This is a genomic window from Pseudonocardia sp. NPDC049154, assembly GCF_040648315.1.
In the GTDB taxonomy this organism is placed as follows: domain Bacteria; phylum Actinomycetota; class Actinomycetes; order Mycobacteriales; family Pseudonocardiaceae; genus Pseudonocardia.
The window spans coordinates 1-26,266 of record NZ_JBEZDN010000116.1; the positions used below are offsets into that span (position 1 = coordinate 1).

The following is a 26,266-nucleotide window of genomic DNA, read 5'->3' on the forward strand; positions in this document are numbered from 1 at the left end:
GTGACGCCGCGGGGGCCGTACGCGACGGCGAGCTGCCGCACGAGATTGGCCAGCGCGGCGTTGACGACGCCCGCGGCGCAGGCGTAGGGCGCGGGCTCGCTGCCGAAGTGCCCGCCGAGGGCGACGATCCGCGAGCCCTCGCCCAGACCCGCGTCGACGGCGCGCACCAGGCGCAGCAGCCCGCCCACCTTCAGGGCGACGACCCGGCCGAGCGCGTCCGGGTCGATCGTCTCCAGCGGCCCGGTCGCCGGCAGCCCCACGGCCTGCACGACCATCCGCACCGGCCGGCCGCCGACGGCCGCGGCGATCGCCGCCGTGCCCGCGTCCGTGCCGATGTCGGCGGCGTGCCCCGTGACGCCCGGCCCGTCCGGCGGCGCCTTCCGGGCGATCGCGAGGACCTCGACCCCGGCCGCCGCGAGTCGCGCCGTGATCGCCGACCCCAGCGCACCCGACGCGCCGACCACCACCGCCCGCCCGGTCACGACCGGGCCCTGCCGACGTCGAGCAGGAGGGCCTTCATTCAGTGCTCCGGTTCGTGGGAGACGATCGCCGCGGGCAGGACGACGGTGGACAGCAGGCCGCAGGCGGCGCACCAGCCCAGGAAGTTGCGGTCCGCGCCGGACCAGAACTCCTGGACGAAGCTCGCCGGATCCTCCAGCGACGCCCCGCAGCCCGGACAGAAGCTCATGACGCCCAGGCCGGCACCGGGTCGCCGAACAGCTCGAAGATCTCGTCCTTGATGGGGGAGTAGCGGATCGAGCTCTCCCGGGTCCAGAGCTGCCGGAACTCCACCGCGGAGCCGAACTTGTCCTTCTCCATCGGCAGGTCGATCACGTCGTGCGGCGCGCGGTAGGTGCACAGCGGGTCCAGGCCCTGCGCCACCCGGTCCATCTGCTCGGCGTAGAGCTTGCGCAGCAGGATCACACCCAGGTCCGACTTGCCGAGGTGCTCCTTCGAGCGGTCCGAGATCCGGCCCTGGGTGATCCAGGCGACGATGTCCTGCCCGTCGACGTAGTCCCGCAGCCACTCGCCGCGGTCGTCCTTCAACGGCACCTCGTACACCGGGATCTCCGGCTGCGGCGGCGCCCCGCCCTCGGGTCGATAGGTCTGGTACCAGACGTGCCACGTGTTCTCGTCGTCGATGGGGACGCGGATCTGGAAGGTCGCCAGCCCCGCCGCGCCCACGCGCAGCATGTGCGGGAAGACGAGCGGGTGCCCGACCTTCCAGTCCTCGTCCTCCTCGGTGTGGCCCTCCAGCACGCGGCGCTTGAGGATCCCGTGCTCGAAGACCTCGAAGGCGACCTTGACGTGCTTCTTGGTGACGACCGGCAGGGCGGTGCCGCCGCCGAGCTCGCGCAGGAACGAGCCGTACCGGCCGTGCAGCCACTCGACGTGGTACGGGTCGACCGAGTTCTCCATGATCTGCACGAAGTTGCAGGGGAGCTCGGCGTGCCCGATGTCGCGCCAGGCGTCCTCCCAGACGAAGAGGTCGTAGCGCGGCAGCTCGGGCGCCGGGGCCGGCCCGAGGTATGCGAAGATCAGCCCGCCCAGCTCCTGCACCGGGTAGGCCGTGGCGCGGATGCGGTCCTTGAAGGTCGAGTCCGCGGGCTCGCCGGGCTGCTCCAGGCACTGCCCGGACTCGTCGAACCGCCAGCCGTGGTACCCGCACCGCAGCCCGACGTCCTCGGTGCAGCCCAGCCACAGCGCCGCGCGGCGGTGCGGGCACTGCTCGGCCAGCAGCCCCACGGTGCCGGTGCCGTCCCGGTACAGCACCAGGTCCTCGCCGAGCAGCCGCCGCTTCACGGGCACACGGCCGGCCATGTCGTGGGTCGCGACCGGCCACCAGTAGCGGCGCAGCAACTCACCCATGGGCGTGCCCGGCCCGACCCGGGTCAGCCGCCGGTTCTTCTCCGCACTGAGCATGCCCGGACGGTATGGCCGCTGGTCAGCGCGGCGACAGGGCCGCGTTCGCTTCCCCGGAACGGAGCAGCGCGTTCGCCACACCCGAACGGCCTGCTTGTGGCGGCATGTGGCGGCTGTCACGGTCAGCCCAACCCCGAACTGATCGAGGAGTCACCGAGATGGCCAACGTCGTCCCCCTCGACGAGTACACCGGCGAGTGGTACCCGGGCTTCCGGCCGGAGTTCCTGGCGTCGCCGTTCATCGTCGACGGCACCGGGCCGTTCACCAAGGAGGACGAGGACAAGTTCTGGTTCCTCGACTTCCACTGGTCCCGCGGCCTCACCCCGCTCGCGGCCTTCACCTGGGGCCAGGACGGGTACTGCTGGGGCACCCAGCACGCCGCCGAGGGACTCCCGCTCCCGCCCGGCCGCGGCGTCACCAGCCGGTTCGCGGGCACCCACCTCTACGGCTCCGCGATCCCCGAGACCGACCCGCGCGAGATCGGTGCGCGCGCCAACCGCCTCGGCACCACCCTGCCCCGGTTCCTGCAGAACTACCAGCAGACCTGGGCCGCGGGGCGCGACGAGCTCGAGGCCACGTGGGCGTACTTCCACGGCCTGGACCTCGCCCAGGTGCCCACCGCCGAGCTCCCCGGCCTGCTGAACCAGGCCCGCCGCTACCACAAGCGGTCGATGGAGATCCACTTCGACGTCATGTACCCGCTGCTGGTCAACTTCCTCGGCTTCTACGGCGCCTGCGCCGAGATGGGGATCGACACCGCGGACATCGGCAAGTTCCTCCAGGGCGAGGACACCAAGATCATGGAGACCGACCGCGGGCTCGCGGAGCTGGCCGTCAAGGCCAAGCGCGCCGGGCTCCGCCAGGTGTTCGAGGACAACGAGGGCACTGCCATCCGCGCCGCGCTGTCCGCGCACGGCGGCTCCGCCTCGCAGTGGCTGACCGACTTCGACGACTTCCTGCAGGTCTACGGGCACCGCCAGGAGGCCACCTGCGACGTCGGCGTGCCCAGCTGGATCGAGGACAACACGATCCCGCTGGACATGATCCGCAGCTTCGTCCTCAAGGAGACCGACCACGACTTCGAGGCCGCCGCGCGCAACGCCGTCGCCGAGCGCGAGGCCGCGATCGAGGCCGCCCGGTCCGGGCTGACCCGGGAGGAGCAGGCGGTGTTCGACGCCGGCCTGCGGTCCAACCAGGAGGCGAACTTCCCCTGGTGGCAGGACGACCACAACTACTACATCGACCTCAAGGTCATGATCCCGCTGCGTCGGGTCACCCAGGAGCTGGCCGCACGCGTCGGGGCCGACGACCGCAACGACCTGCTCTACCTGTTCTGGCCGGAGCTGCGCGCGGTCGCCGAGGGCCGGGCGTACCACGGCGAGCTGAGGAGCCTGGTCTCCGACCGGCGGCAGTACTTCGACCACTGGGGCGCGCTGCGCGGGCAGATGCCGAAGGTGCTCGGCACCGTGCCCGAGACCGTCGAGGACCCGGTGCTGATCGAGATCTTCGGGCTCAACCCGGCGTCGATCCGCGCCATGCAGAACCCCGACGCCGCGGCCGAGACCACGCTGACCGGGGTCGCCGCCGCGAAGGGCATCGCCACCGGGCCCGCCCGGGTGCTCCAGTCCAGCGACGACATGCACCGGCTGGAGCCCGGCTCGATCCTGGTGTGCGAGTCCACCTCGCCGAGCTGGACGCCCGCCTTCGGCAAGATCGCCGGCGCGGTCTGCGACGGCGGCGGCATGCTCAGCCACGCCGCGATCGTCGGGCGGGAGTACGGCGTGCCCACCGTGACCGCGGTCGGCGTCGCGACCGTCGCCATCGCCGACGGCGACCAGATCGAGGTCGACGGCACCAACGGCAGGGTCACCATCCTCAAGCGGGCGTCGGAGATCGCGGACGCCACGGCCGCGAACGGGGAGACCGCCGGATGACGGGGGTCCTGGTGGAACCGCAGGAGGAGGTCATGGGGACCTGCAGCGAGTCGATCGTGTGGATCGACCAGGTCGACACCGCCGACGCCGTGGCCGCGGCGGGGTCCAAGATCGGCCGGCTCACGGAGCTGCACCGGGCCGGGGTCACCGTCCCGCAGGGCTTCGCGGTCACCGTCGGCGCCTACCTGCGGCACTGCACGGAGTCCGGGCTCGACGCCCGGATCGAGGCCGCGCTGGAGGGTCTCGGGCCGACGCCGTCGGAGGCGGAGGTGGCGGCGGCGTCGGCCCGGATCCGGGCGCTGGTCGAGGAGACGCCGATGTCCCCGGCCCTCGAGGCGGAGATCACCGAGGCCTACGAGGACCTGTGCCTGCGGGCGGTCGACGTCAACGTGCCGACGGCCGTGCGGTCGTCGGCCACGGGGGAGGACGCCGCGGACGCGAGCTTCGCCGGCATCTTCGACACCTACCTCGGCGTCTCCGGCCCGGACCGCGTGCTCACGGCGGTCCGCGCCTGCTGGGGGTCGCTCTTCACCGGCCGCGCGCTCGCCTACCGGCTGCGCAAGGGCATCAGCCACCACGCCATGCCGATCGCGGTCGGCGTGATCGAGCTCGTCCACGCCCGCGCGTCGGGCGTCGCCTTCTCGGTGCACCCGGTCACCGGCAAGCCGGACCGGATCGTCGTCGAGACGTCCTGGGGCTGGGGCGAGGCGATCGTGCAGGGCCTGGTCGACCCCGACCACGTCGAGATCGGCAAGGCCGACGGGCGGGTGCTGAAGTACGACGTGGCGCACAAGGCGATCGTGTCGGCCTTCGACTTCGCCGAGGGCAGGGTCACGGAGATCGAGATGCCGGCCAAGCTCGCCGACCGGCAGGTGCTCGACGAGGAGCAGATCGGCGCGATCGCCGAGGCCGTCACGGCGATCGAGGAGCACTACGGCTATCCCGTCGACGTCGAGTGGGTGATCGACCGGCACCGCCGCGCCGGCGACCCGATCACCATCGTCCAGTCCCGGCCGGTGACGGTCACCGCGCAGGAGACCGCCCCGGCCGCCTACGACCCGGTGGCGCTGGCGCAGAAGTTCGTGTTCAGTGGCAAGCCGATCCCCGGGAGGTAGCGACTTCGCCGCCGTAGGGTGCGGACCATGCGCGCGATCGTCTGCGAGACGCCCGGTGGGCCCGAGGCCCTGACCCTGCAGGACATCTCGACGCCCGAGCCCGGACCCGGTGAGATCCGGGTCCGGGTGGAGGCCGCCGGGGTCAACCCGATCGACTGGAAGACGCGGTCGGGCCTGGGCGCCTGGAAGTCGTTCGGCGGCAAGCCGTTCGTCGTGGGCTGGGACGTGGCGGGGGTCGTCGACGCGCTGGGACCCGACACCGAGCTCGACGGGCGCGGGTTCGGGGTCGGCGACTCCGTCCTGGGGATGGCCCGCTTCCCGAGCCCCGACGGCGCCTACGCCGAGTTCGTGACCGCGCCCGCCGGGCACTTCCGGCCGCGCCCGGCGGACCTGTCGGTGGTCGAGGCGGCCGCGTTGCCGCTGGCCGGGATGACGGCGTGGCAGAGCCTCGTCGACGTCGGGCACCTCGAGGCGGGGCAGCGCGTGCTGATCCACGCCGCGGCCGGCGGCGTCGGGCACCTGGCCGTGCAGATCGCGAAGGCGCGGGGGGCGCACGTGATCGGCACGGCCTCGGCCGCGAAGCACGACCTGCTGCGCGAGCTGGGCTGCGACCAGGTCGTCGACTACCGGTCGGAGCGGTTCGAGGAGGTCGTCGAGCCCGTCGACCTGGTCTACGACCTCGTCGGCGGCGAGACGGCGGTGCGCTCGTTCGGCCTGGTCAAGCCCTCCGGCATGCTCATCTGCCTGCCGACGGTCGCCGTCGAGGCCGCGGTGAAGGCGGCCGAGGAGCACGGGGTGAAGGCCTCCGGCGCCTACGTCCGCGCCGGCGGCTCCGGGCTCTCCGAGCTGCTCGAGCTCCACGCCGACGGCAGGCTGCGGGTGCGGGTGGCCGAGACCTTCCCGCTGGAGCGGGCCGCCGACGCCCACCGGCTCGGCGAGCAGGGCCGCACGACCGGGAAGATCGTCCTCACGGTGTAGCGCCCGGCCCCGCCTCGCGCAGCAGGGAGTCGAGGAAGTCCGCCGCCTCGGTGGCGGCCGCGGCGGCGTCGCCCGCCCGGATCGCCGCCAGCAGCCCGGTGTGGCTCTCGCAGCGGCCGCCGGCCACCGTCGTCGCGACGCTGGCGTGCACCACCTCGGTCAGCCCGCGGTAGAGCTCGGCGAGCACCGCGTTGTGGGCGCAGCGCAGGACGAGCTGGTGGAAGGCGAGATCGGCGCGGGTGAAGGCGGCGAGGTCCGCGGCCCGCTCGGCCTCCTCGCAGGCCGCCATCGCCGCGTCCAGCTCGGCGAGCTCCGCCGCGGTGCGGTGCAGGGCGGCGAGCCGGGCGCCCTCGGCCTCCAGCAGCCGGCGCACCTGCAGCACCTCGCGCAGCTCGGTCCCGGCGAGCCGGCGGATCGCCCCCGAGATCTCGCTCGTCGCGCGCACGAACGTGCCGTCGCCCTGCCGGACCTCGAGCAGCCCGGCGTGGGCGAGCGCCCGCACCGCTTCACGGACGGTGTTGCGCCCGACCCCCAGCGCCTCGGCCAGCTCGGCCTCCGGCGGCAGCCGCGTGCCGACCGGCCACTCGCCGGCGGCCACGGCCGCACGGATCTGCTCGATGGCCTGGTCGACGAGGCCGGCACGTCGGGTGGTGGCCAAGGGCACAGACGCCATCCTTTCATCCGAACATGGGATGTCTGTCAGAGTAGTCGCCATGGCAGTCGGGGATCCGGGACGCGCCGCACGGGAATCGGGCAGGGCGTCCACCCGTCCGGTCGCGCCCGCTCGCGGTGAGCAGCACCTCCTCGCCGACGGGCAGGCGCTCGAGATCGCGGGGTTGGCCGCCGCCGAGGAACGGCTGACGCCCGCCCGCTTCGGCCCGCTGCGCGGGACCCTGCTACTGGCCGTCGGCGTGGTGCTGGCGGCGGTGAACCTCCGTGCGGCGGTGACCAGCGCGTCGTCGCTGCTCGGCGACGTCCGCACCGGGCTCGGGGCCTCGGCGGCCTGGACCAGCCTGCTCACCACCGCACCCACGCTGTGCTTCGCGGTCGCCGGACTGGCCGCGCCGACGCTGGCCCGGCGGGTCGGCCTGGCGCGGGCCATCGGGGTGGCGCTGGCGGTGCTCGGCGCCGGGCTCGTCGTGCGGGTGCTGGGCGGCGCGGGCGTGATGCTGGGCGGGACGTTCGTGGCCTGCGCCGGGATCGCGCTGGCCAACGTGCTGGTCCCGGTGGTGGTCAAGGAGTCCTTCGCCCACCGCGTCGGGCTCATGACCGGCCTCTACACGGCGGCGTTGCAGGGCAGCGGCGCGCTCGGTTCCGCGTTGACCCCGGCGGTGGAGGGCCCGGCGGGCGGCTGGCGCGGCGCGCTCGTCCTGTGGGCGGGGCTCGCGCTGGTGGCGCTGGTCGTGTGGACCGTGGGCGCGCGGCACCGGCCGGCCGCGGAGGTCGCCCGCGGCCACCGGCCCGCCTCGTGGGGACGGCTGCTGCGCAGCCCGGTGGCCTGGTCGGTCACGGCGTTCATGGGGCTGCAGTCCTTCATGGCCTACGTCGTGATGGGCTGGCTGCCGCAGATCTACCTGGGCGCGGGCCTGTCCAAGGGGACGGCGGGGGTGATGCTCAGCATCGCCACCCTCGTCGCCGTCCCGTTCAGCCTGATGGTGCCGGCGTTCGCCGCCCGGCGGCGTAGTCAGTCCGGCTGGAACGCCGGGCTGACCCTCCTCGCGATCGCCGGTGCGCTCGGCCTGATGCTCGCTCCGGCCGCGGCGCCGTGGCTGTGGGCGCTGCTGCTCGGCACCGGGATGACGGTGTTCGCGATGGCGATGACCGTGATCACGCTCCGAGCGGGCGACGTCGGGACGGCGGCCGGGCTGTCCGCCATGGCCCAGGGCTTCGGCTACCTCATCGCCTCGACCGGCCCGATGCTCGTCGGGCTGCTGCACGAGGCGACCGGCGGTTGGACCGTCTCGCTGGCGGTGCTGCTGGTGGCGCTGGTGGCGCAGCTGGTGGCGGGGGTGCTCGCCGGGCGGCCGCGCACCGTCTGAGTCCGGTCACCCGAGGCGGTGCGAGACCACCGCCGCGGCCTCCACGACGGCGGCCCGCAGCCGCCGCAGGACGTCCGGGGCCGCCCGGTCGGTCGGCGCGGCGACGGAGAGGGCGGCGATGACGTCGTCGGCGCGGTCGCGCACCGGCGCGCCCACCGACATGACCCCGATCCGGCTCTCCTCCCGGTTCTCGGCCCAGCCGCGCTCGGCGACCTCCCGCAGCCGCGCGCGCAGCACGGCCGGGTCGACGATCGAGCGCGGTGTGGCCCGGTGCGGCCGCCAGCCCGCCAGCCGCGCTGCCAGCTCCGCCTCCGGCAGGGCCGCGAGCAGCACCTTCCCGGTGCTCGTCGTGGTGGCGGGCAGCCGGGTGCCGACCCGGGAGAAGATCCGCACGGTGTGCGGGCTCTCCAGCCGGTCGATGTAGACCGACTCCAGCCCGTCGAGCACCGCGAGCTGGACGGTCTCGCCGGTCGTCGCGCGGAGGGCCGCCATGACCGGCAGCGCGGCCTCGTGCAGGTCCAGCGCGGCGCCCACGGCGGAGCCGAGGTCGAACACTGCCAGTCCGAGCCGGTAGCGGCCGGTCGGGACGCGGTCGAGCAGCCGCTCCTCGGTCAACGTGCCGAGGATCCGGTGCACCGACGACGTCGAGAGGTCCAGGCGCCGGGCCAGCTCGGAGACGCCCAGCTCGCGGTCGTGCCGGGAGAACTCCTTGAGCAGGCGGGCGGCGTTGCGCACCGAGCTCAGCCCCTTCTCCGACCGGCCCCTTCCCTCCATGCGGGAAGGATTCCTTGTCCGGTGCGACCGGCGCTACCTACCGTTCGCGCATCCCGAACCCCCTGCACCGTCGTCACAGGAGGCGCCCGTGCTCACCGCCGAGCAGAACGACGAGCTGACCCAGGTCGAACCCGGGACCCGGATGGGCGAGGTCCTCCGCCGCTACTGGTACCCGGTGGCGTTCACGCGCGAGCTGGAGGAGTTCCCGGTCAAGCGGGTGGAGCTGCTGGGGGAGTTCTTCGCGCTGTGGCGCTCGCCGTCGGGCCGGTACGGGATCGTCCCCGAGCCCTGCCCGCACCGGAAGGCGTCGATGGCCTACGGCGTGGTGGAGGCGAACGGGCTGCGCTGCCCGTACCACGGCTGGGTCTTCGACACCGACGGCGCCTGCACCGAGCAGCCCGCGGAGAAGGAGAACACGAACTTCCAGGAGCGGGTGCGGGCCACGGCCGGGCGCGTCGAGGAGCTCGGTGGGCTGGTCTGGGCGTACGTCGGACCCCACTCGTCGGAACAGCCCGTGCCGGAGCTGCCGCGCTTCGACACGTACGTCATGGAGGGCTTCCGGGACATCGGCTGGGCCGACCTGCCCTGCAACTACGTGCAGATCATGGAGAACGCGGTCGACCCGCACCACGTCGAGTTCCTGCACGGGCGGTACTTCGAGTTCGTCGGGCGGCACGAGGGCTTCACCGCGCCCGCCTCGTTCGGCAAGGAGCACGTCCGCATCGGGTTCGACGCCTTCGAGTGGGGGATCATCAAGCGCCGCGTGCTCAAGGGCGCCACCGAGGAGAACGACGACTGGAAGGTCGGCCACCCGCTCGTCTTCCCGTACAACATGCGCGTCGGCGGCGGCGGGATCCACCAGATGCAGATCCGGGTGCCGATCAACCGCACGACCACCCGGTTCATGCTCTACACGGTGCACGCGCCCGAGGGCTACGAGCACGTGGAGCAGCCGCAGATCCCGGACTACGAGCTCCCGGTGTTCGACGACCGCGGCCGGCACGTCACGAACTACGTCGAGGGCCAGGACATCATGGCCTGGGTGACGCAGGGCCCGATCACCGACCGCACCACCGAGCACCTGGGCCGCAGCGACGTCGGCGTGGCCATGCTCCGCCGGATGTTCCGCGAGCAGATGGAGGTCGTGGAGCGCGGCGGGGACCCGCTCGGCACCATCCGGGAGAAGCACGAACGGATCGACCTGCCGTGCGAGAAGGACAAGTTCCACGCGGGCGGCGCGCAGTTCGCGCTGGACTTCTGCGACATGGGGTCGACCCGCTTCTCCCCGGTGCTGGACACGATCAAGAAGATCCACATCTCGGCGGCGGACACGATCGCCGCGGAGAGGGCCGGGTGACCGTGGCGCCGGGGCTGCCGGGCGGGGCGCGGGAGGACCGCCGCTTCCGCCCCGACGCCGAGGCCCACCGCCGCGACGCGCCGCGCTTCTGTCCGCGGTGCGCCGCCGCCCTCGGGCTGGCGACGGAGTTCTGGGAGGCCGACGAGCGGCGGTTCTACTGCTGGTGCTCCGGGTGCGGGTGGACCGGTGAGATCACGCCGAGCGAGGGCGGGGTGCGCGGGCACGAGCCCGAGCACTGATCGGCACTGACCGGCCCCGACCGGCCTCACGTCCGCTCGACGGCCGCGGTCAGGACGGGGAGGTAGCCGCGGGCGTACCCGATGGCGGTGGGGTGGTAGGCGCCCGGGCCGCCGGGCGCGACGATCCACGGGGCGGCGCTGCACAGGCCGTGCCCGCCGAACGCGGGCCGGACGTCGACGAACGTCGCCCCGAACCGCTGCGCGGTCTCGGCGATCCGGTCGTTCAGCACGTCCGCGCCGGCGTCGAGGCGTGCACTGCGGACCGCGTTCAACGGGCAGCCGGGACCGTCGCCGAACAGCCGCGGGTAGCCGAGGACCACGACGCGGGCCTCGGGGGCGCGCAGGTGCACGGCGCCGAGCACCACCGCCAACGCGGAGGGCAGGACGTACCGGGCCACCCGCTCGCCGGCCCGGACGGCCTGGTCGCAGCCCGCGTCGTCGGGCGACGTGGTGCAGCGGGCGAGGACGGGCGCGAACCCGGTGTCGTTGCCGCCCACGGTGATCGTGACGAGGTCGGTGTCCTTCGTGACGGCGGAGATCTGGTCCCGCAGCACCCCGGCGGTGGTCGCGCCGCTGCACGCCACCGAGGTGAACGACGCCGGGCCGGTCGCCGCGGCGTAGCGGGCCGGGTAGGAGGCGGTGCTGCGGGCGCAGGCGCCGCTCGTGCCGTCCGGCGTGGCGCCGACCCCGGCGGCGTAGGAGTCGCCGAGCGCGACGTAGTCGACCGGTTCGGCCGCCGCGGCGGCCTGCACGCCGGTGAGCGTCGCGGCCAGGGCCAGGACGAGCGGGACCAGCGTTCGGCGGAGCCCGGGCGGGAAGCGGCGCACTCTCCCATCCAGCCATCGCGCCCTTGCCGCGGGCAACCGCCGTCCGGGTCCGGGGGATCGTCGCCGCCGCCACGCACCGTGGCGCCCGGACCCGACCGGCGTGATCTCCGGGGCGCCCTACCGGACGACCGTTCAACCGGCTAGCGTGCGGGGCGTGTCGGTGTCGACGGAGCTCCGGGCGGAGGTGGACCTGCCGGCGGACGGGTTCGTCGCCGTCGTCAAGCAGGACTGTCCCACCTGCCGCCTGGTGCAGCCCGTGCTGGCGGCGTTGCCGCAGGTCACCGTGTTCTCGCAGGACGATCCCGCGTTCCCCGATGGCGTCGTTGACCGGCGCGACGACACGGACCTCGACGCGAGCCTCGCCCTCGACATCGAGACCGTGCCCACGCTCGTCCGGTTCGCCGGGGGCGTCGAGCAGGGCCGGGTCGTCGGGTGGAGCCGGGAGCAGTGGGCCGAGCTCACCGGCGTCGCGGAGATCGGGGCGGACCTGCCGGAGTACCGGCCCGGCTGCGGCTCGCGCACCCAGGACCCGGACGTGGCCGAGGAGATCCTGGTCCGCACCCGCGGCGGGTCGCTGCGGTCGCGCCGCCTCGAGATCGCCGCGCTGGAGGACGAGGTCGAGGCCCTCTACGACCGCGGCTTCTCCGACGGCCTGCCCGTCGTGCCGCCCACCCCGGCCCGGGTGCTGCGCATGCTCGACGGCACCTCGCGCAGACCGGACGAGGTGGTGGCGGTCGTCCCGCCCAACCTGGTCGAGGCCACCGTCGAGAAGGTGGCGGTCAACGCCGTCCTCGCCGGCTGCCGGCCCGAGTACCTGCCCGTCGTGCTCGCCGCGGTCGAGGCCGCGTGCACGGACGAGTTCAACGCCCACGGCCTGCTCGCGACCACGTGGGGCGCCGGACCGGCGATCGTCGTCAACGGCCCGGTCCGCGCCGAGATCGGGATGAACTGGGCCGGCAACGCGCTCGGCCAGGGCAACCGCGCCAACTCGACGATCGGCCGGGCGCTGCAGCTGGTGATCCGCAACGTGGGCGGCGGGCGTCCGCAGGAGGTGGACCGGGCCGCGATGGGCCATCCCGGCAAGATCGGGTTCTGCTTCGCGGAGGACGAGGAGGGCTCGCCGTTCGAGCCGCTCGCGCAGAGCCGCGGCGTCGCGCCCGGCCGCTCGGCGGTCACCGTGTTCGCGGCGGAGGGGCCCCGCGGGATCGTCGACCAGATCTCCCGGCGGCCGGAGTCGCTGGCCCGCTCGCTCGCCCTCGGCCTGCGCGGGGTGTGCCACCCGAAGCTGGTGCGCGGTTTCGACGCGACCCTGGTCGTGTGCCCGGAGCACGCCCGGGTGTTCGCGGAGGCCGGCTGGGACCGGGCGCGACTGGAGGCGGCGCTCGACGAGGCGCTGCTGCTGGACCGCGCCGAGATCACCCGCGGCGCCGGCGGCATCGACGAGGGCGTGCCGGCGGGCGACTCCGACCGGCCGCTCGCGAAGTTCCGCCCGGGCGGGCTGATGATCGTGCACGCCGGCGGCGGTGCCGGCATGTTCTCGGCCGTGATCGGCGGCTGGGCCGGCGGACCGGGCGGGAGCGCGCCCGTGACGAGAGAGGTGGACCCGTGGCGATGACCCGGACCGGATCGACCGGCTCGCTGGTGATCCTGGACCCGACGGACGAGACCACGGCGGACAGCCGCACGGCGCTGGAGCGCCCGGCCTCGCTCGACGGGCTGCGGGTCGGCCTGCTCGACATCTCCAAGGCCCGCGGGGACGTCTTCCTCGGCCGGCTCGCCGAGCTCCTCGCCGAGCGCGGCGTCACGGTGCGCCGCTACGCGAAGCCGACCTTCACCAAGCCGATGCCCCCGGACCTGCGGCGCCAGATCACCACCGAGTGCGACGTCGTGATCGAGGCCCTCGCCGATTGAGGCTCGTGCACGTCGTGCAGTGTGCACGACTTCGCCGCCCTCGAGGGCCGGGGCGTGATCGCGGCCTTCCTCGCGTCGACCCAGTTCGTCGTGGCCGCCGACGCCCAGGCCCGGGCGCTCGGCTACCGCGAGGTGCCGTCGGTGTTCGTGCCCCATCCGATCCAGGACCGCACGGACGACGAGATGCGCGCGCTCGCCGACGCCGCGCTGGAGGAGGTGCTCGCGGCCGTCACCCGGCGGTGAGTCACTCGCCGCGGGCGTGGGCGCGCAGCCGTTCGGACCAGGAGAGCGCGGCGGGCGGGTCGCCGACGTCGGCGTAGCGGACGCCGTCCCGTTCGACCACGGGGTAGACGCCGAGACGGTGCTGCGGCGACACGTCGCACTCGCCCGTCCGTAGGTCGAAGCGGTACCAGTGCGACGGGCAGACCAGCAGACCGTCCCTGACCCAGCCGTGCTCCAGCGGACCGCGGTTGTGCGGGCAGTCCGCGTCGACGACGTGCCAGCGGCCCTCGTGCTCGACCACGGCGAAGGCCCGGCCGTCGTCGGCGACGAGGCGGCCGGGCCCGGTGATCGGCAGGAGGGTCATCTCCTGCCGGACGCCCGCAGGTCCGCCAGCGTCTCGCCGCCCACGAACCAGTGCTCCGGCTCGCACTCGGTGAGCACCACGCGGACGGACTCCCGCTTCGCCCCGATCGCCTCCTCGGCGGCGGCGGTGAGCGCCTCGCCGAGCGCCTGCAGCTGCTCGGGGGTGCGGCCCTTCGCGAGCGTGACCTGGATCAGCGGCATCCCAGCTCCAGAGTTCCGAGTCGGTCGATCGACGCGACGACGACGTCCCCCGGCCCGACCGGCACCGCCGCCGTCAGGCCGCCGGACAGGACGATCTCGCCCGCGCGCAGGCCCTCGCCGTCCGCCGCGAGCGCGCGGACCAGCCAGGCGACGGCGGCGGCGGGGTGGCCGAGCGAGGCGGCGCCCGACGCGGTGGCGGCGAGTTTCCCGTTCTTCTCCAGCACCACGCCGACGAGCCGCAGGTCGAGGCCCTCGGGCGGGACCGGCGTGCCGACGACGTACCGGGCGGCGGAGGTGTTGTCCGCGACGACGTCGGCCATGGTGAAGCCGTAGTCGGTGTAGCGGGAGTCGAGGACCTCGATCCCCACGGCGACGCCGGACGACGCGGCCACCACGTCCGCCGCCGTGACGTGCGGCCCGGCGAGGTCGCGGCCGAGGGTGAACACGATCTCGGGCTCGCAGCGCGGCTGGATCTGCGCGCCGGTGTCCAGCGGTTCGCCGAGGTCCAGCGCGCCCGCGGCGGGCAGGAACCCGTAGATCGGCTCGCTGACGTTCACCTGCACCTGCTTGGCCCGCGAGGTCACCCCGAGCTTCCAGCCGGCGAGCGGCCCCGCGGCGCTGCGCAGCTCGCGCTGCACCTGGTAGGCGGTGGGGATGTCCAGCTCGGGGAACTCGTCGGACAGCTTGCCGATCGCGGTGCGGTCGGCGACGGCCTTGCTCAGCCGGGCCGCCAGCTCGCTCACGTTGATCATGCGCCCACCCTCACGGTCACCGGCCCGAGCCGGTCGAACTCGGCCCGGAACACGTCGCCCGGGGTCATCGGGACGGCCGCGTGCAGCGCGCCCGTCATGATCAGGTGCCCGGGTTCGAGGGCGACGCCGTTCTCGCCCAGGACGTTCGCCAGCCAGGCGACGACGGCGACGGGGTCGCCCAGCGCGGCGGCACCGGCCCCGGTGTCGATCAGCTCGCCGTTGCGGGTCAGGGTCATGCCGACGAGCCGGGTGTCGAGGTCGGCCACCGGGACGATCCGGCTCGACGTGGCGACGGCGCCGTTGGAGGCCAGATCGGCCACGGTGTCGGCGAGCTTGATCCGCCAGTCGGCGATGCGGGAGTCGACGATCTCCATTCCGGCCACGGCCCCGGCCAGCGCGGCCCGTGCCTGTGTGACGGTGACGCCGGGCCCGGCGAGCCGCTCGCCGAGCACGAACACGATCTCGGCCTCGACCTTGGGGGCGATGAACCGGCTGAGCGGGATCTCGTCGCCGTCCCGGTAGACGGTCGAGGCGAGGACGGGCCCGTGGTCGGGGGAGTCCACGCCGACCATCTTCTGCATCGGCTCGGAGGTCAGCCCGACCTTGTACCCGACGATCCGGTCGCCGTCGGCGAGCAGGAGGTCGATCAGCTCGCGCTGCACCGCGTACCCGTCGGCCATCCCGAGGGCGGGGTCGTCGTCGGTGAAGGGCGGGATCGGCGTGCGGGTGCGGCGGGCGTCGTAGAGCGCCCGGGCCTTCGCGGCCGCGTCCGTCACGGGCATGAAGTCCTCCTCGTGCGAGTTCGCGGCCCATCCTTCCGCGTCCGGACGGTCGCGGTCACGGCCACCGTTCCCCTCGTCGGAACGGCTGCCGCAGGAACGGCACACGATCTGCACGAGGGCGCCGTTCGTGCAGGTGGGCGCCGCTCACCGGTTCGCGAGCTCGCCCAGCAGGCGCCAGGTGCGGCGCTCGTCCTCCGGCGAGCCGATCGCGGTCTGGGTGTAGACGAGCTCGGTCACGCCGGCCTCGACGTACGCCGCGACCTGGTCCGCGAGCGCCTGCTCGTCGCCGATCGCCACCAGGTCGGCGGGGTGGCCGAGCCCCTCGCGGTCGAGGGCGGCGCGGTAGGCCGGGACGGTCCCGTAGAACCCCATGCTCTCCTCGGCGCGCGCCCGGGCGCCCGCCCGGTCGGCGGTCACGACCCCGGACACGATCGCGGCGATCCTGGGGGAGGGCCGCCCGGCGGCCGCGGCGTACCTCGCGAGGGTGGGCACGGTGTACCCGGCGAGCGTCCGCGGACCCGAGAGGATCGGGAGCGCACCGTCGGCGAGCTCGCCCGCGGCCCGCAGCGTGAGCTCGCCGGCCGCCGCCATAAGCACCGGGACCCGCGGACTGGCACCCGGCACCGTGGTGGCGAACGGGGTCCGCGCCACCACGGTCTCGCCCTCCACGTCCACGGCACCGGTGTCGAGCAGGGAGCCCAGGGCGTCGAGGAACTCGCGCAGGTGCCGGATCCTGGGGTGCGGCGCGATCCCGTAGGTGCGCTCGACGAACTCCTTGATCGACAGGGCGACGCCGAGGGTGAACCGCCCGTGGCTCGCGGCCTGCGCGGTCCGGGCCTGCATCGCCAGCGCGATCGGGTGCCGCGGGTAGATCGGCACGGCGGCCGTGCCGACCTCGATGTCCGGTACCTCGCGGGCCGCGAGCGCCGCGACGGTGACGGCGTCGTGGTCGAAGCGCTGGGTGAACCAGGCCGAGGTCAGGCCGGCGTCGGCGAGCTCCCGCACCTGCCCGACCAGCGCGTCGACGGAGTTCGCCTCGCCGGGCAGCCGGGTGTGGTCGGTGGGCAGCGCGACGCCGATCCGCACGGGTGGGCTCATGCGCCCCGCCCCTCCCGCTCCGGGGTCCAGCCGAGCCGCCGGGAGATCGCCTCCCCGGCCTCGACCAGTGAGCGGGCGTGCCGGCGGCGGGCCGCGGCGCCGAACCGGGCCGTCGGCGCGCCGATCGACAGGGCCGCGACGACCTCGCCGTACCGGTCCCGGACGGGCGCGGCGATCGACACGACGCCGATCTCCCGTTCGTGCACCGCCTCGGCCCAGCCCCGCGCCCGCACCGCCGCCAGCTCGGCACGCAGCGCGTCGGCGGTGACGAGCGTGTGCGGGGTGAGCTGCGGGAACGGCCCGGCGATGCGCTCCTCCCGCTCGGCCTCGGGCAGATGGGCGAGCAGCACCTTCCCCGAGCTGGTGGCGTGCGCGGGCACGCGGCGCCCGGTCTCGGTGAACAGTCGCAGCGAGTGGGCGGACTCGAGCCGGTCGACGTAGACGACGTCGACGCCGTCGAGCACCCCGACCTGGCAGGTCTCGCCGGTCTCGTCGCGCAGGTGGGCGAGCACGGGCCCGGCGGCGGCGTGCAGGTCCAGGTGCACCTTCACCGCCTCGCCGAGCTCGATCATCACCACGCCGAGCCGGTAGCCGCCGGTGTGCGGGTCCTGCTCGATCAGGCCCTCCGCGGCGAGCGTGGTGAGCAGCCGGTGGACCGCGGACTTGCCCAGGTCGAGGCGCCGCGCCAGCTCCGAGACGCCGAGCGTGGCCTCCTGCGCGCGGAAGGCCTTGAGCAGCCGGGCGGCGTTGGTGACGGTGGTGAGCGGGGCGTCGGTCATGCCGGCGACCCCGTCGATCCTCGGGGTGTCCGGTCGCGCCGTCCGCCGACGCTGGCGAGCAGGGCCTTGCGGATCTCGTCCGGGTCCGGCGCGGGGGACTCGGCGAGGGCGGCGACGGCGGCGTCCCGGGGCGCGATCGCCCGCGCCAGCAGCGCCTGCGCCCGGGGGAGCCCGGCGGCCGAGGCGCCGACCAGCTCGTCGACCAGCGCCTCGCGCCCGCGCACGCGGCTGCGGATCGTGTCGAAGTCCCGCACCGCGGCGGAGTGCCCGCTGGCCAGGCTCGACCCGACGTGCTGGGCGTGGTGCGGCGTCAGGCCCGACCCGGGCTGCGCGACGACGTGGTAGCAGGTCGTCTGCACCCCCAGCGCGCCGCGGACCTCGGCGTACTGCGGCGCCACCGACTCGTCGACGAGCCCGAGCGCGGGCACCACGACCGGGTCGTAGAAGCGCAGCGTCCACTCCAGCCCGGGCAGCGACCCGCGCTGCTCCACCTCCTGGCCGCGCAGCGGGCCGAGGTCCTCGCGGGTGGCGAGCAGGTGCAGGTTCCGCACGCCCACGGCCGCGACGTGCACCGCGCCGCCACCGGCGAGCAGCGGCATCCGGCCGCGGGCGCCGGGCGGGAACGTGTCGGCCTGCGCGAGGTAGGCGCCGTGCAACGCCGCGACGTACTCCGCCACCGCCTCGCGCATCCGCATCGGGTCGGCCATCGGCCCCTCCCGTTCTGATTTCCGGAACGGCTGCTCTTCCCTGCGGAACGCTAGGGCGCCACGCTGGACCCCGTCAACAGCGTCGTCAGCACCGAGCAGGGAGGCTCGCCAGTGGGGATCCTGCGCCTGGCCCACGTCGACGTCCGCACGCCCGACCTGGACCTCGCCGCCGCGTACTACACCGAGGTCATGGGCCTGCAGACCGTGCAGCGGGATGCGAGCACGGTGTACTTCAAGTGCTGGGACGAGGAGGACCACCACTCGCTGCGGATGCGCTACCACCCGCGCACCGGGCTGGACTCCTTCACGTTCCGCGTCGAGGCCGAGGACGACCTGCACGAGTTCGAGAAGAAGGTCGAGGCCTACGGCTGCCCGACCACGCGGGTCAGCCGCGGCGAGGCCGTCGGGCAGGGGGAGTCGATCCGCTTCGAGGTGCCCAGCGGCCAGGTCATGGAGCTGGTCTGGGACATCGAGAAGACCGGCAACCTGCTCGGCAAGCGCAACCCGGCGCCCACGCCGCCGCCCGACCTGCCCGGCATCGCGCCGCCGCGGATGGACCACATGCTGGTCAACGCCGAGGAGGTCGCCGAGGCCGCCACGTTCTTCACCGACGTGCTGGGCCTGCGGATGACCGAGCAGGTGCTCGACGGCAACGGCCACCAGCTCGGCGTCTGGCTCGCCGGCCGCACCCACACGCCGCACGACATCGCGATCGTCAACGGCCCGAACGGCGCGCTGCACCACTGGGCCTACTGGCTCGACGACTGGGACCACATCCGCAAGGCCGCGGACACGCTGGCCTACAACGGCGTGCAGATCGACCAGGGGCCCACGCGGCACGGCGTGACCCGCGGCAACACCATCTACTTCTTCGACCCGCTCGGGATCCGCAACGAGGTCTTCACCGGCGGCTACTGGGTCGACCCGGACACCGAGATCATCACCTGGACCGAGGACAACTTCGGGAAGGGCCTCTTCTACTACGAGAACGTCGTCAGCCAGCGCTTCCTGCGCATGCACACGTGAGGTGACCGTGACCGACAGGATCCTGCGACTGCAGCACGTGGAGGTCCGGGTCCCGGACCTGGAGCTGTGCACCGCCTACTACACCGAGGTCCTCGGCCTCGTCGAGACCGCGCGGGACACGAAGGACGGCGTGGACCGCGTGTTCCTCAAGTGCTGGGACGAGCGCGAGCACCACTCCGTGATCCTCCGCCAGGCCCCGACCTACGGCCTCGACCACATGTCGTTCAAGGTCCGGGAGGCCGGCGACCTGGACCACTACACGGAGCGGCTGCAGGCCGCGAGCGTGCCGGTGAAGCGGTTCGCCGCCCGCGAGCTCGGCCCGGGCTGGGGCGAGGCGATCCGCTTCGAGGCGCCCTCGGGCCACGTCGTCGAGCTGACACACGGCACCGAGCGGGTGGGCAACATGCTGCCGATGACCAACCCACCGCCTCGCCCGCAGGACCTGGTGGGGATCGCGCCGCCGAGGCTGGACCACGTGTTCGTGATGGCCGAGGACGTCGACGGCTTCACCCGGTTCTTCACCGAGCTGCTCGACTTCCGGATGACCGAGCAGATCGTGGCGAACGACGGGCACCAGCTGGCCACGTTCCTCGAGCACAGCCACACCCCGCACGACCTCGCCGTGATCACCGGACCGAACGGGGCGCTGCACCACTTCGCCTTCTGGATGGACGACTGGAACGCCATCCGCGAGGCGGCGGACACGCTGGCCTACCACGGCGTCACGATCGACGTGGCGCCCACGCGGCACGGCGTGACCCGCGGCTACACGACGTACTTCTTCGACCCCGTCGGCAACCGCAACGAGCTGTTCACCGGCGGGTACTGGGTGGACCCGGACTTCGAGCCGATCACCTGGACCGAGGAGGAGATGGGCCGGGCGATCTTCTACTACCACCGGCAGGTCAACGAGCGCTTCTTCACGGTGCACTCGTGAGCGCGCTCGCGAGCGAACCATCCGGCGCCACGGTGACGACGAGCGCCGGCGAGGAGGCAGCGTGAGCGCGCCGACGGACCCCCGCAAGATCGACCGCTACGAGGCGCCGAACTACCTGGCGCGCTACCGGGAGCGGCAGAGCCGCCGTGGCGGCGGCGACGGGGCGGCGGCCGCCGGCCGGTTCGCGGCGCCCGTGGAGGCGGGCGCCGCCGAGGCCCCTGCCGAGCCGCTGTACCTCCGCCGCTTCCGCGAGCGCGGCGCCGCACCCTCACCGAAGGTCGAGTACGAGGGCGCGGCGTTCACCCCCGAGCTGGCCGAGGCGACCCGCGGCAAGGAGGTCGCCGCGCCCGTCGCCCGCCGGGCGAACGAGAAGATCGTCTGCGAGATCTCGATCATCCGGCACGGCATCACCCAGGGTTACTCCACCGACGCCGGCCTGACGCCGATGGGCGGCTGGCAGGCGCACCGCCGCGGGCACGAGCTGGCCCGCCGGTGGGACTCCGGGGACAAGGTCCGGCTGGTCTGCGCGGCCACCAACCGGGCCCGGCAGACCGCGGAGCAGATCTACCGCGGGGCACAGGACGGGCTGCGGATGTGGGGCCACGACGTCGAGCTGTCGGACCCCGAACCCGTGCCCGAGCTGCGGAACTTCGGGGTCTGGACGCCGGACGGGCTGCGGGACGTCACGTCGTCGTTCCGCCGGTATCAGTCCGAGATGGAGAAGCTGGAGCGGACGGCCGTCGGCGACCGGCCCCGCTGGCTCGTCGAGATCGACCGCTTCTACCGGACGCAGCTGGGCGGCGCGGACCCGATCCAGATGTGGCTGACGATCCCGATGATGTACTTCGAGCCGCCGGCCGTGTGCGTGCGCCGCTTCTGGCGCGGCTTCCACCGGCTCATGCGGGAGTCGCCCGACCACCGGCGGATCGTGGCCGCCACCCACTCGGGTCCGATGCGGGCCTTCGCGACCTGGGCGCACGGCTACGACCCCGGCGAGCCCTTGAACACCGAGGAGATCCGGGTGAAGCTCCGCGAGGGTGGCCGCACCGCGTTCGTCTCCTACCGGAACCGGGTGACCGAGGTGCACGTGCCGCCCGCCGACGAGTTCCCGGACTGGGAGGCCTGACGCGATGACGCTCGCCGCCGACACCACCGACGCTGCCGGACGAGCACTCCGTGACGAACCCCCGCTGCTCGTCCCCGAGTCTCCCGAACCCGACTCGCCGCTGCGCTCGGTGGCGATCGCGATGGCCGTGCTGGACTGCTTCGGCGACGAGGCCGAGCTCGGCGCCACCAAGGTCGCCCACCGCCTGGGCGTCGCCAAGAGCACGGCGTGCCGGATGCTGGCCGCGCTGGCCTCGGGCGGGCTGCTGGAGCGCACGCCCTCCGGGCGCTACCGGCTGGGCCTGCGGCTGTTCGAGATCGGGCAGCTCGCGGTGGACCGGCTGATGCTGCGCGAGGTGTCGCTGCCGGTGCTGGGCGAGCTGCGCGAGGTGCTGCGGGAGACCGCGCAGCTCGCGGTGCCGGTGGGCGCCGACGTCCTCTACGTCGACCGGCTGGAGGGCGCCGGCGTCGGGACGATGTTCCACACGGAGATGTACCGGCGCGGGCCCGGGCACTCCTCGAGCGCCGGCAAGGCGATGGCGGCGGTCAACCCGGCGATGGCGCGCGCGATCCTGCAGCGCGGCTTCGAGCGGAGGACGCCGTTCACGATCGTCGACCCGGGGCGGTACCGGCAGGTGCTCCGCCAGGTCCGGGCGGACGGCTACGCCGCCTCCCGCGAGGAGCACACGCTGGGGATGTCCTCGGTGGCCGCGCCGGTCGTCGTCACGCGCGGGGACCGGCGGGTGGCGGTCGCGGCGATCTCGGTCGTCGGGACGACCTCGCGGGTCCTGGGCACCCGCAAGGTCGCGGTGGTGCAGAGTGTCCGGAGGGCGGCGGCGACGGTGTCGGCGCTGTTGGCGCGTTCGTAGGGGGCATCGTGGCCGTCGAGTTCGATCTGGGGACCCGGTACCGGACGGACGGCGGCCCCGCCCTCGTCACCGGGGTGCAGGCGATCGCGCGGCTGCTGGTGGAGCAGCACGCCGCCGACGCGGCCGCCGGCCTGCGCACCGCGTCGTTCGTCTCCGGGTACCAGGGCAGTCCGCTCGGCGGGCTGGACAAGACCCTCGCCGGGCTGCCGGAGCTCACCGAGAGCGCCGGGCTGCGGTTCGTGCCCGGGGTCAACGAGGAGCTGGCCGCGACGGCGGTGTGGGGCAGCCAGGTCGAGGTGCCGGGCCACGAGCGGACCGTCGACGGGGCGGTGGGCGTCTGGTACGGCAAGGCGCCCGGGGTGGACCGGGCCGGCGACCCCTTCCGGCACGGCAACATCTGCGGCGCCCACCCGCACGGCGGCGTCCTCGTGCTGGCCGGCGACGACCCGGGCTGCAAGTCCTCGACGATCCCGTGCGTCTCGGAGCGGACCCTGGCCGGCTACGGCCTGCCGGTGCTGTACCCGGCGGACGCGGCCGACGTCGTGCGGCTGGGCCGGTACGGCATCGCGCTCAGCCGGGCGTCGGGCATGTGGGTGGGGCTGAAGATCACCGCCGACGTGGCCGACGGCGTGTACACGCTCGACCCGGCCGAGGTCTCGGACCTGGAGATCACGGTCCCGGAGCTCGAGTGGGAGGGCCGGCCCTGGCGGTACCGGCAGTACCCGATGCTCGTGCCGCCCTCGTCGCTGGAGGCCGAGGCGCAGCTGTACGGGCCGCGCTGGGCGATGGTCCGGGCGTTCCTGGCCGCCAACCCGGTCGACGTCCTGGTCGACCCCGCGCCGGGGGCGACGATCGGGATCGTGGCCGCCGGGAAGGCGTTCGGCGACGTCCGGCAGGCGCTGCGGGACCTGGGTGTGGACTCCGGGGTGCGGCTGCTGAAGCTCGGCGCGGTCCACCCGCTCGAGCGGGAGCGGTTGCGCGCCTTCGCCGCCGGGCTCGACACCGTGCTGGTGGTGGAGGAGAAGGCGCCGTTCGTGGAGACGGCGGTGCGCGACGCCCTCTACGGCACGGCCGACGCCCCCGCGGTGCTCGGTGCGGCCGACGCGTCCGGTGCCCCGCTGGTGCCGCAGGCGGGCGAGCTCACCGCGGCGGTGCTGGCCGGGCCGCTGCGCCGCGTGCTGCGCGACCGCCTGCCGCTCGCCGCGCCGAGATCCGCCCCGCCGCCACTGGAGCTGCTGCCCGTCGCCCGCACCCCGTACTTCTGCTCCGGCTGCCCGCACAACCGCTCGACCGTCGTCCCGGAGGGGGCCGTGGCCGGTGGCGGCATCGGCTGCCACGCGATGGTCGCGCTCACCCACCGCGAGGTCAGCGAGGTCGGGTCGATCACGCAGATGGGCGGCGAGGGCGCGCAGTGGATCGGGCAGGCGCCCTTCACCACCGCCGGACACATGTTCCAGAACATGGGCGACGGCACGTTCGCGCACTCCGGGCAGCTGGCCGTGCAGGCGTGCGTGGCAGCGGGGGTCACGATCACCTACAAGCTCCTCTACAACCGCGCGGTCGCCATGACCGGCGGGCAGGACGCCGAGGGCGGGCTCGAGGTGCCCGCACTGGCGGCGAAGCTGCTGGCCGAGGGCGTTACGAAGATCATCGTGTGTGCCGACGAGCCCCACCGGTTCCGGGACCTGCCGCCGCTGCCGAAGGGCGTGGACCTCTGGCACCGGGACCGGTTCGACGAGGCGCAGCGGGTCCTGGGGGACACCCCGGGCGTCACGGTGCTGGTCTACGACCAGCGGTGCGCCGCGGAGTCCCGGCGGCTGCGCAAGCGCGGCGCGATCCCGGTCCGGCCCACCCGGGTCGTGATCAACGAGGCCGTGTGCGAGGGTTGCGGGGACTGCGGCGCGAAGTCGAACTGCCTGTCGGTGCAGCCGGTCGACACGGAGTTCGGCCGCAAGACGCGCATCGACCAGACCTCGTGCAACACCGACTACTCGTGCCTCGCCGGGGACTGCCCGTCGTTCGTCACCGTCGAGTCGCCCGGCGGCCGGGCGGCGCGCCGCGAGCGTCCGGAGCCGCCGCCGGTGCCGGACGTCGCGGTGCCGGAGGCCGGCGACGTCTTCCTGGCCGGCATCGGCGGGACCGGCATCGTCACGGTCAACCAGGTCCTCGGCTCGGCCGCGGTGCGCGACGGCCGCGCGGTCCACGGCGTCGACCAGACCGGACTGTCGCAGAAGGCCGGCCCGGTCGTCTCGCACCTGCGGGTCGGTGACGGCGGCCCGGCCAACCGGGTCGGCACGGCGGACTGCTATCTGGCGTTCGACGCGCTGGTCGGGGCGGACTCGCGCTATCTCGCCGTCGCCGCGGAGGATCGGACCACGGCCGTCGTCTCGACGAGTCCGGTGCCGACCGGGGCGCAGGTCCGGGACGCGGGCGTGACCCCGCCGGCCGCCGACGAGCTGGTGGCGCGGATCGCGGGGCGGTCCCGCGAGGTCGTCACGCTCGACGCGCAGGCCGCGGCGGAGGCCCTGTTCGGCGACGCGATGCCGGCCAACCTGCTGCTGGTCGGCGCGGCCTACCAGGCCGGCGTGCTGCCCGTCACGGCCGCGGCGGTGGAGTGGGCCATCGAGCTCAACGGCGTGGCGGTCGCGGCCAACACCGCGGCATTCCGGTGGGGCCGGGTGGCGGTGGCCGATCCGGCGGCCTTCGCGGCCGCGGTGCCGTCGGTTGCCGTGCGGGACCCCGAGCCCTCGGGATCGACGCCGGCTCTCGACCTGGGCGAGCTGGCGGGGGAGACCCGGCGGCTGGTCGAGGTCCGGGCCGCCGAGCTGGTCGCCTACCAGTCCGAGCGGACGGCCCGCGCGTACGTCGCCGACGTGCGGGCGGTGTGGCGGGCCGAGCGCGAGCGGGGCGGGGACACCCGGTTCTCCGAGGCCGTGGCGCGCGGGCTGCACCGGCTCACCGCCTACAAGGACGAGTACGAGGTGGCCCGGCTGCTCACCGACCCGGCGTTCGAGGCCCGGCTCGCCGCCGAGGTGCCGGGTGGCACGCGGCTGCGGTACCGGCTGCACCCGCCGGTGCTCAAGGCGCTGGGGCGGCGTCGGAAGATCGCGTTCGGTCCGTGGATGCGGCCGGTGCTGCGGACGCTCGCGAAGGGCAAGGTCGTGCGCGGCACCCCGCTCGACCCGTTCGGTCGCACCGGGATCCGCAGACTGGAGCGCGCCCTGCGGGACGAGTACCGGACGATGGTGCTGCGGCTCGCGGAGGGGCTCACCGCGGACACCTACGAGACGGCGGTGGCGGCGGCCGGGGCGGCGGAGCTGATCCGTGGCTACGAGGACGTCAAGCTCGCCGGGGTGGCCCGGTACCGGGCCCGGCTGGTGGAGCTCGGCATCGAGGACGCCGCGGACTCCGGCGACGGGTCTTGACGCGCCGGGGTCGAGACGTTCCCGATCAGGTGATCCAGGTCCCGTAACGCCGTTTGCCCCGCGCTGCCCGCGTTACCCCGGTGACCGCGCGCACAGGACCAACACGTTGTGTGACCGACCGGGTGCCCTCGGCGACGACGAGCGGGGCGCGAGGCCTGTCCGTGCGGTGAACGGCGCGCGAACGACCCGCGTGTCGCGCCGACACGCCGGGTTTGCGGCGGTCCGGCCGCTCGGCGCGCCACCCGATCCGGTGGTCTCGCCGGATGCAGCCGGACCGGGACAACGGGTACCCGGCGCCGCTAGCGTCGTCCGCGGATCACGACGAGGTCACGAAGAGGACTCCGGGCCGGCATCCCCGAGCCGACCCGGTCCGGCCCCCCACCGGATGTCCGGCCCCGTCACGATCCGGAAGGAAGATCGTGGCACGGCATCGCTCCCCCCAGGGCCGTCGCGCGATCGCCGGGCCACCGCTGCCCGCCCCCGCGGCGGCAGCGGGGCCCGGCGGCCTGCGAACGAGCCTCCCGCTCCCCAGCGGCTCCCCGTCGCTGTCCCCGGCGCTCTCCCCGGCGCTCTCCCCGGCGCTGTCCCTGTCGTCCCCGCCCGCGGGTGTGACGTCGCTGCAGGCCCGCATGGCCGCAGTCGTCGCCGTCGGTGGCGTGGTGGCGGCGGCCGGGCAGGCCGCCTACTCCGGTGCCCTCCCCGACCTGCAGTCCGGGGCCAACGCCCTGCGCGCGGGCCTCGTCGAGCTGACAGCGGGGGCGTCCGTCCTCGCGGGCGACCTCGACACCGGCGGCTCCGGGAGGGCCGACGCGGACACCATCGCCGACCTGGCCGGCCGGCAGGTGCGCGTCCCGCTCGCGCCGGTCGCCGCGCCGCCCGCGGTGGCCGCCCCCGGCACGGTCGC

Annotated in this window: 27 protein-coding genes; 14 read left to right on the plus strand and 13 right to left on the minus strand. The window is 74.3% G+C overall.

Annotation, left to right across the window (positions count from 1 at the left end; all coding sequences use genetic code 11):
* From AB0B41_RS34475 to AB0B41_RS34485, 3 genes are all read right to left on the minus strand, one after another.
* Positions 1 to 482 (minus strand): SDR family oxidoreductase (locus AB0B41_RS34475; RefSeq protein ID WP_358210881.1); only part of this gene is annotated, 482 nt, incomplete at its 3' end.
* Between the two features lie 38 nt (positions 483 to 520).
* Positions 521 to 688: a hypothetical protein gene (locus tag AB0B41_RS34480; RefSeq protein ID WP_156067116.1), complete on the minus strand. Its 168-nt coding sequence runs from the start codon at positions 686 to 688 to the stop codon at positions 521 to 523.
* The gene (locus tag AB0B41_RS34485; protein ID WP_358210883.1) at positions 685 to 1,923 is read right to left on the minus strand and encodes an aromatic ring-hydroxylating dioxygenase subunit alpha; all 1,239 of its coding nucleotides are present in this window, start codon (positions 1,921 to 1,923) and stop codon (positions 685 to 687) included. The genes AB0B41_RS34480 and AB0B41_RS34485 overlap by 4 nt, the downstream gene beginning before the upstream one ends.
* A gap of 158 nt (positions 1,924 to 2,081) precedes the next feature.
* Between AB0B41_RS34485 and AB0B41_RS34490 the strand changes: the two genes are divergently transcribed.
* Genes AB0B41_RS34490 through AB0B41_RS34500 form a run of 3 tightly spaced genes read left to right on the plus strand, consistent with a single transcriptional unit; the run spans position 2,082 to position 5,950 of the window.
* Complete coding sequence (locus AB0B41_RS34490; RefSeq protein ID WP_358210885.1) at positions 2,082 to 3,857, plus strand: PEP-utilizing enzyme; 1,776 nt, start codon at positions 2,082 to 2,084, stop codon at positions 3,855 to 3,857.
* Positions 3,854 to 4,972: a PEP/pyruvate-binding domain-containing protein gene (locus tag AB0B41_RS34495; RefSeq protein ID WP_358210887.1), complete on the plus strand. Its 1,119-nt coding sequence runs from the start codon at positions 3,854 to 3,856 to the stop codon at positions 4,970 to 4,972. The genes AB0B41_RS34490 and AB0B41_RS34495 overlap by 4 nt, the downstream gene beginning before the upstream one ends.
* Positions 4,973 to 4,999: 27 nt before the next feature.
* Positions 5,000 to 5,950, plus strand: a complete 951-nt coding sequence (locus tag AB0B41_RS34500; protein WP_358210889.1) for an NADP-dependent oxidoreductase — start codon at positions 5,000 to 5,002, stop codon at positions 5,948 to 5,950.
* Here the strand turns inward: AB0B41_RS34500 and AB0B41_RS34505 are convergent.
* The gene (locus AB0B41_RS34505; protein WP_358210929.1) at positions 5,940 to 6,614 is read right to left on the minus strand and encodes an FCD domain-containing protein; all 675 of its coding nucleotides are present in this window, start codon (positions 6,612 to 6,614) and stop codon (positions 5,940 to 5,942) included. The two genes, AB0B41_RS34500 and AB0B41_RS34505, sit on opposite strands and share 11 nt — an antisense overlap.
* Positions 6,615 to 6,663: 49 nt before the next feature.
* On the opposite strand from AB0B41_RS34505, the gene AB0B41_RS34510 reads away from it, so the two are divergent.
* Positions 6,664 to 7,989: an MFS transporter gene (locus AB0B41_RS34510; RefSeq protein ID WP_358210891.1), complete on the plus strand. Its 1,326-nt coding sequence runs from the start codon at positions 6,664 to 6,666 to the stop codon at positions 7,987 to 7,989.
* Positions 7,990 to 7,995: 6 nt separating this feature from the next.
* On the opposite strand, the gene AB0B41_RS34515 is transcribed toward AB0B41_RS34510, so the two are convergent.
* Entirely contained in the window at positions 7,996 to 8,763 is a 768-nt protein-coding gene (locus tag AB0B41_RS34515) for an IclR family transcriptional regulator (RefSeq protein WP_358210893.1), read from the minus strand.
* Between the two features lie 88 nt (positions 8,764 to 8,851).
* On the opposite strand from AB0B41_RS34515, the gene AB0B41_RS34520 reads away from it, so the two are divergent.
* Positions 8,852 to 10,120, plus strand: a complete 1,269-nt coding sequence (locus AB0B41_RS34520; RefSeq protein WP_358210895.1) for a Rieske 2Fe-2S domain-containing protein — start codon at positions 8,852 to 8,854, stop codon at positions 10,118 to 10,120.
* On the plus strand, positions 10,117 to 10,359 hold the full coding sequence (locus tag AB0B41_RS34525; RefSeq protein ID WP_358210897.1) for a hypothetical protein: 243 nt from the start codon (positions 10,117 to 10,119) through the stop codon (positions 10,357 to 10,359). The genes AB0B41_RS34520 and AB0B41_RS34525 overlap by 4 nt, the downstream gene beginning before the upstream one ends.
* A gap of 26 nt (positions 10,360 to 10,385) precedes the next feature.
* Here the strand turns inward: AB0B41_RS34525 and AB0B41_RS34530 are convergent, their stop codons facing one another.
* Positions 10,386 to 11,186: an SGNH/GDSL hydrolase family protein gene (locus AB0B41_RS34530; RefSeq protein WP_358210899.1), complete on the minus strand. Its 801-nt coding sequence runs from the start codon at positions 11,184 to 11,186 to the stop codon at positions 10,386 to 10,388.
* Positions 11,187 to 11,340: 154 nt separating this feature from the next.
* On the opposite strand from AB0B41_RS34530, the gene AB0B41_RS34535 reads away from it, so the two are divergent.
* Positions 11,341 to 12,801 (plus strand): thioredoxin family protein, encoded by a 1,461-nt coding sequence (locus AB0B41_RS34535; RefSeq protein WP_358210901.1) that lies wholly within the window; start codon positions 11,341 to 11,343, stop codon positions 12,799 to 12,801.
* Entirely contained in the window at positions 12,798 to 13,340 is a 543-nt protein-coding gene (locus AB0B41_RS34540) for a UGSC family (seleno)protein (RefSeq protein WP_358210931.1), read from the plus strand. The genes AB0B41_RS34535 and AB0B41_RS34540 overlap by 4 nt, the downstream gene beginning before the upstream one ends.
* 1 nt (position 13,341) lies before the next feature.
* On the opposite strand, the gene AB0B41_RS34545 is transcribed toward AB0B41_RS34540, so the two are convergent.
* From AB0B41_RS34545 to AB0B41_RS34575, 7 genes are all read right to left on the minus strand, one after another.
* The gene (locus AB0B41_RS34545) at positions 13,342 to 13,683 is read right to left on the minus strand and encodes a Rieske (2Fe-2S) protein (protein WP_358210903.1); all 342 of its coding nucleotides are present in this window, start codon (positions 13,681 to 13,683) and stop codon (positions 13,342 to 13,344) included.
* Positions 13,680 to 13,883 carry a 2-hydroxymuconate tautomerase gene (locus AB0B41_RS34550; protein ID WP_358210905.1) on the minus strand — a complete coding sequence of 68 codons (204 nt, stop codon included), beginning with the start codon at positions 13,881 to 13,883 and terminating at the stop codon, positions 13,680 to 13,682. Before AB0B41_RS34550 ends, AB0B41_RS34545 begins: the two co-directional genes overlap by 4 nt.
* Complete coding sequence (locus AB0B41_RS34555; protein ID WP_358210907.1) at positions 13,874 to 14,635, minus strand: fumarylacetoacetate hydrolase family protein; 762 nt, start codon at positions 14,633 to 14,635, stop codon at positions 13,874 to 13,876. The genes AB0B41_RS34550 and AB0B41_RS34555 overlap by 10 nt, the downstream gene beginning before the upstream one ends.
* Positions 14,632 to 15,417: a fumarylacetoacetate hydrolase family protein gene (locus AB0B41_RS34560; RefSeq protein ID WP_358210909.1), complete on the minus strand. Its 786-nt coding sequence runs from the start codon at positions 15,415 to 15,417 to the stop codon at positions 14,632 to 14,634. Before AB0B41_RS34560 ends, AB0B41_RS34555 begins: the two co-directional genes overlap by 4 nt.
* Before the next feature lie 144 nt (positions 15,418 to 15,561).
* The gene (locus AB0B41_RS34565) at positions 15,562 to 16,515 is read right to left on the minus strand and encodes a TIGR03564 family F420-dependent LLM class oxidoreductase (protein ID WP_358210911.1); all 954 of its coding nucleotides are present in this window, start codon (positions 16,513 to 16,515) and stop codon (positions 15,562 to 15,564) included.
* A complete protein-coding gene (locus tag AB0B41_RS34570) occupies positions 16,512 to 17,294 on the minus strand; it encodes an IclR family transcriptional regulator (protein WP_358210913.1) in 783 nt (260 codons plus the stop codon). The genes AB0B41_RS34565 and AB0B41_RS34570 overlap by 4 nt, the downstream gene beginning before the upstream one ends.
* Positions 17,291 to 18,001 (minus strand): hypothetical protein, encoded by a 711-nt coding sequence (locus tag AB0B41_RS34575; protein WP_358210915.1) that lies wholly within the window; start codon positions 17,999 to 18,001, stop codon positions 17,291 to 17,293. Before AB0B41_RS34575 ends, AB0B41_RS34570 begins: the two co-directional genes overlap by 4 nt.
* Positions 18,002 to 18,112: 111 nt before the next feature.
* Between AB0B41_RS34575 and AB0B41_RS34580 the strand changes: the two genes are divergently transcribed.
* From AB0B41_RS34580 to AB0B41_RS34605, 6 genes are all read left to right on the plus strand, one after another.
* Positions 18,113 to 19,027 (plus strand): catechol 2,3-dioxygenase, encoded by a 915-nt coding sequence (locus tag AB0B41_RS34580; RefSeq protein ID WP_358210917.1) that lies wholly within the window; start codon positions 18,113 to 18,115, stop codon positions 19,025 to 19,027.
* A 7-nt stretch (positions 19,028 to 19,034) separates the two neighbouring features.
* Positions 19,035 to 19,964 carry a catechol 2,3-dioxygenase gene (locus AB0B41_RS34585; protein WP_358210919.1) on the plus strand — a complete coding sequence of 310 codons (930 nt, stop codon included), beginning with the start codon at positions 19,035 to 19,037 and terminating at the stop codon, positions 19,962 to 19,964.
* A gap of 61 nt (positions 19,965 to 20,025) precedes the next feature.
* Positions 20,026 to 21,090, plus strand: coding sequence for a histidine phosphatase family protein (locus tag AB0B41_RS34590; protein WP_358210921.1), 1,065 nt, complete (start codon positions 20,026 to 20,028; stop codon positions 21,088 to 21,090).
* Between the two features lie 4 nt (positions 21,091 to 21,094).
* The gene (locus AB0B41_RS34595) at positions 21,095 to 21,937 is read left to right on the plus strand and encodes an IclR family transcriptional regulator (protein ID WP_358210923.1); all 843 of its coding nucleotides are present in this window, start codon (positions 21,095 to 21,097) and stop codon (positions 21,935 to 21,937) included.
* A gap of 8 nt (positions 21,938 to 21,945) precedes the next feature.
* On the plus strand, positions 21,946 to 25,362 hold the full coding sequence (locus AB0B41_RS34600) for an indolepyruvate ferredoxin oxidoreductase family protein (RefSeq protein WP_358210925.1): 3,417 nt from the start codon (positions 21,946 to 21,948) through the stop codon (positions 25,360 to 25,362).
* A gap of 419 nt (positions 25,363 to 25,781) precedes the next feature.
* On the plus strand, positions 25,782 to 26,266 hold a 485-nt coding region (locus AB0B41_RS34605), incomplete at its 3' end, for a hypothetical protein (RefSeq protein ID WP_358210927.1).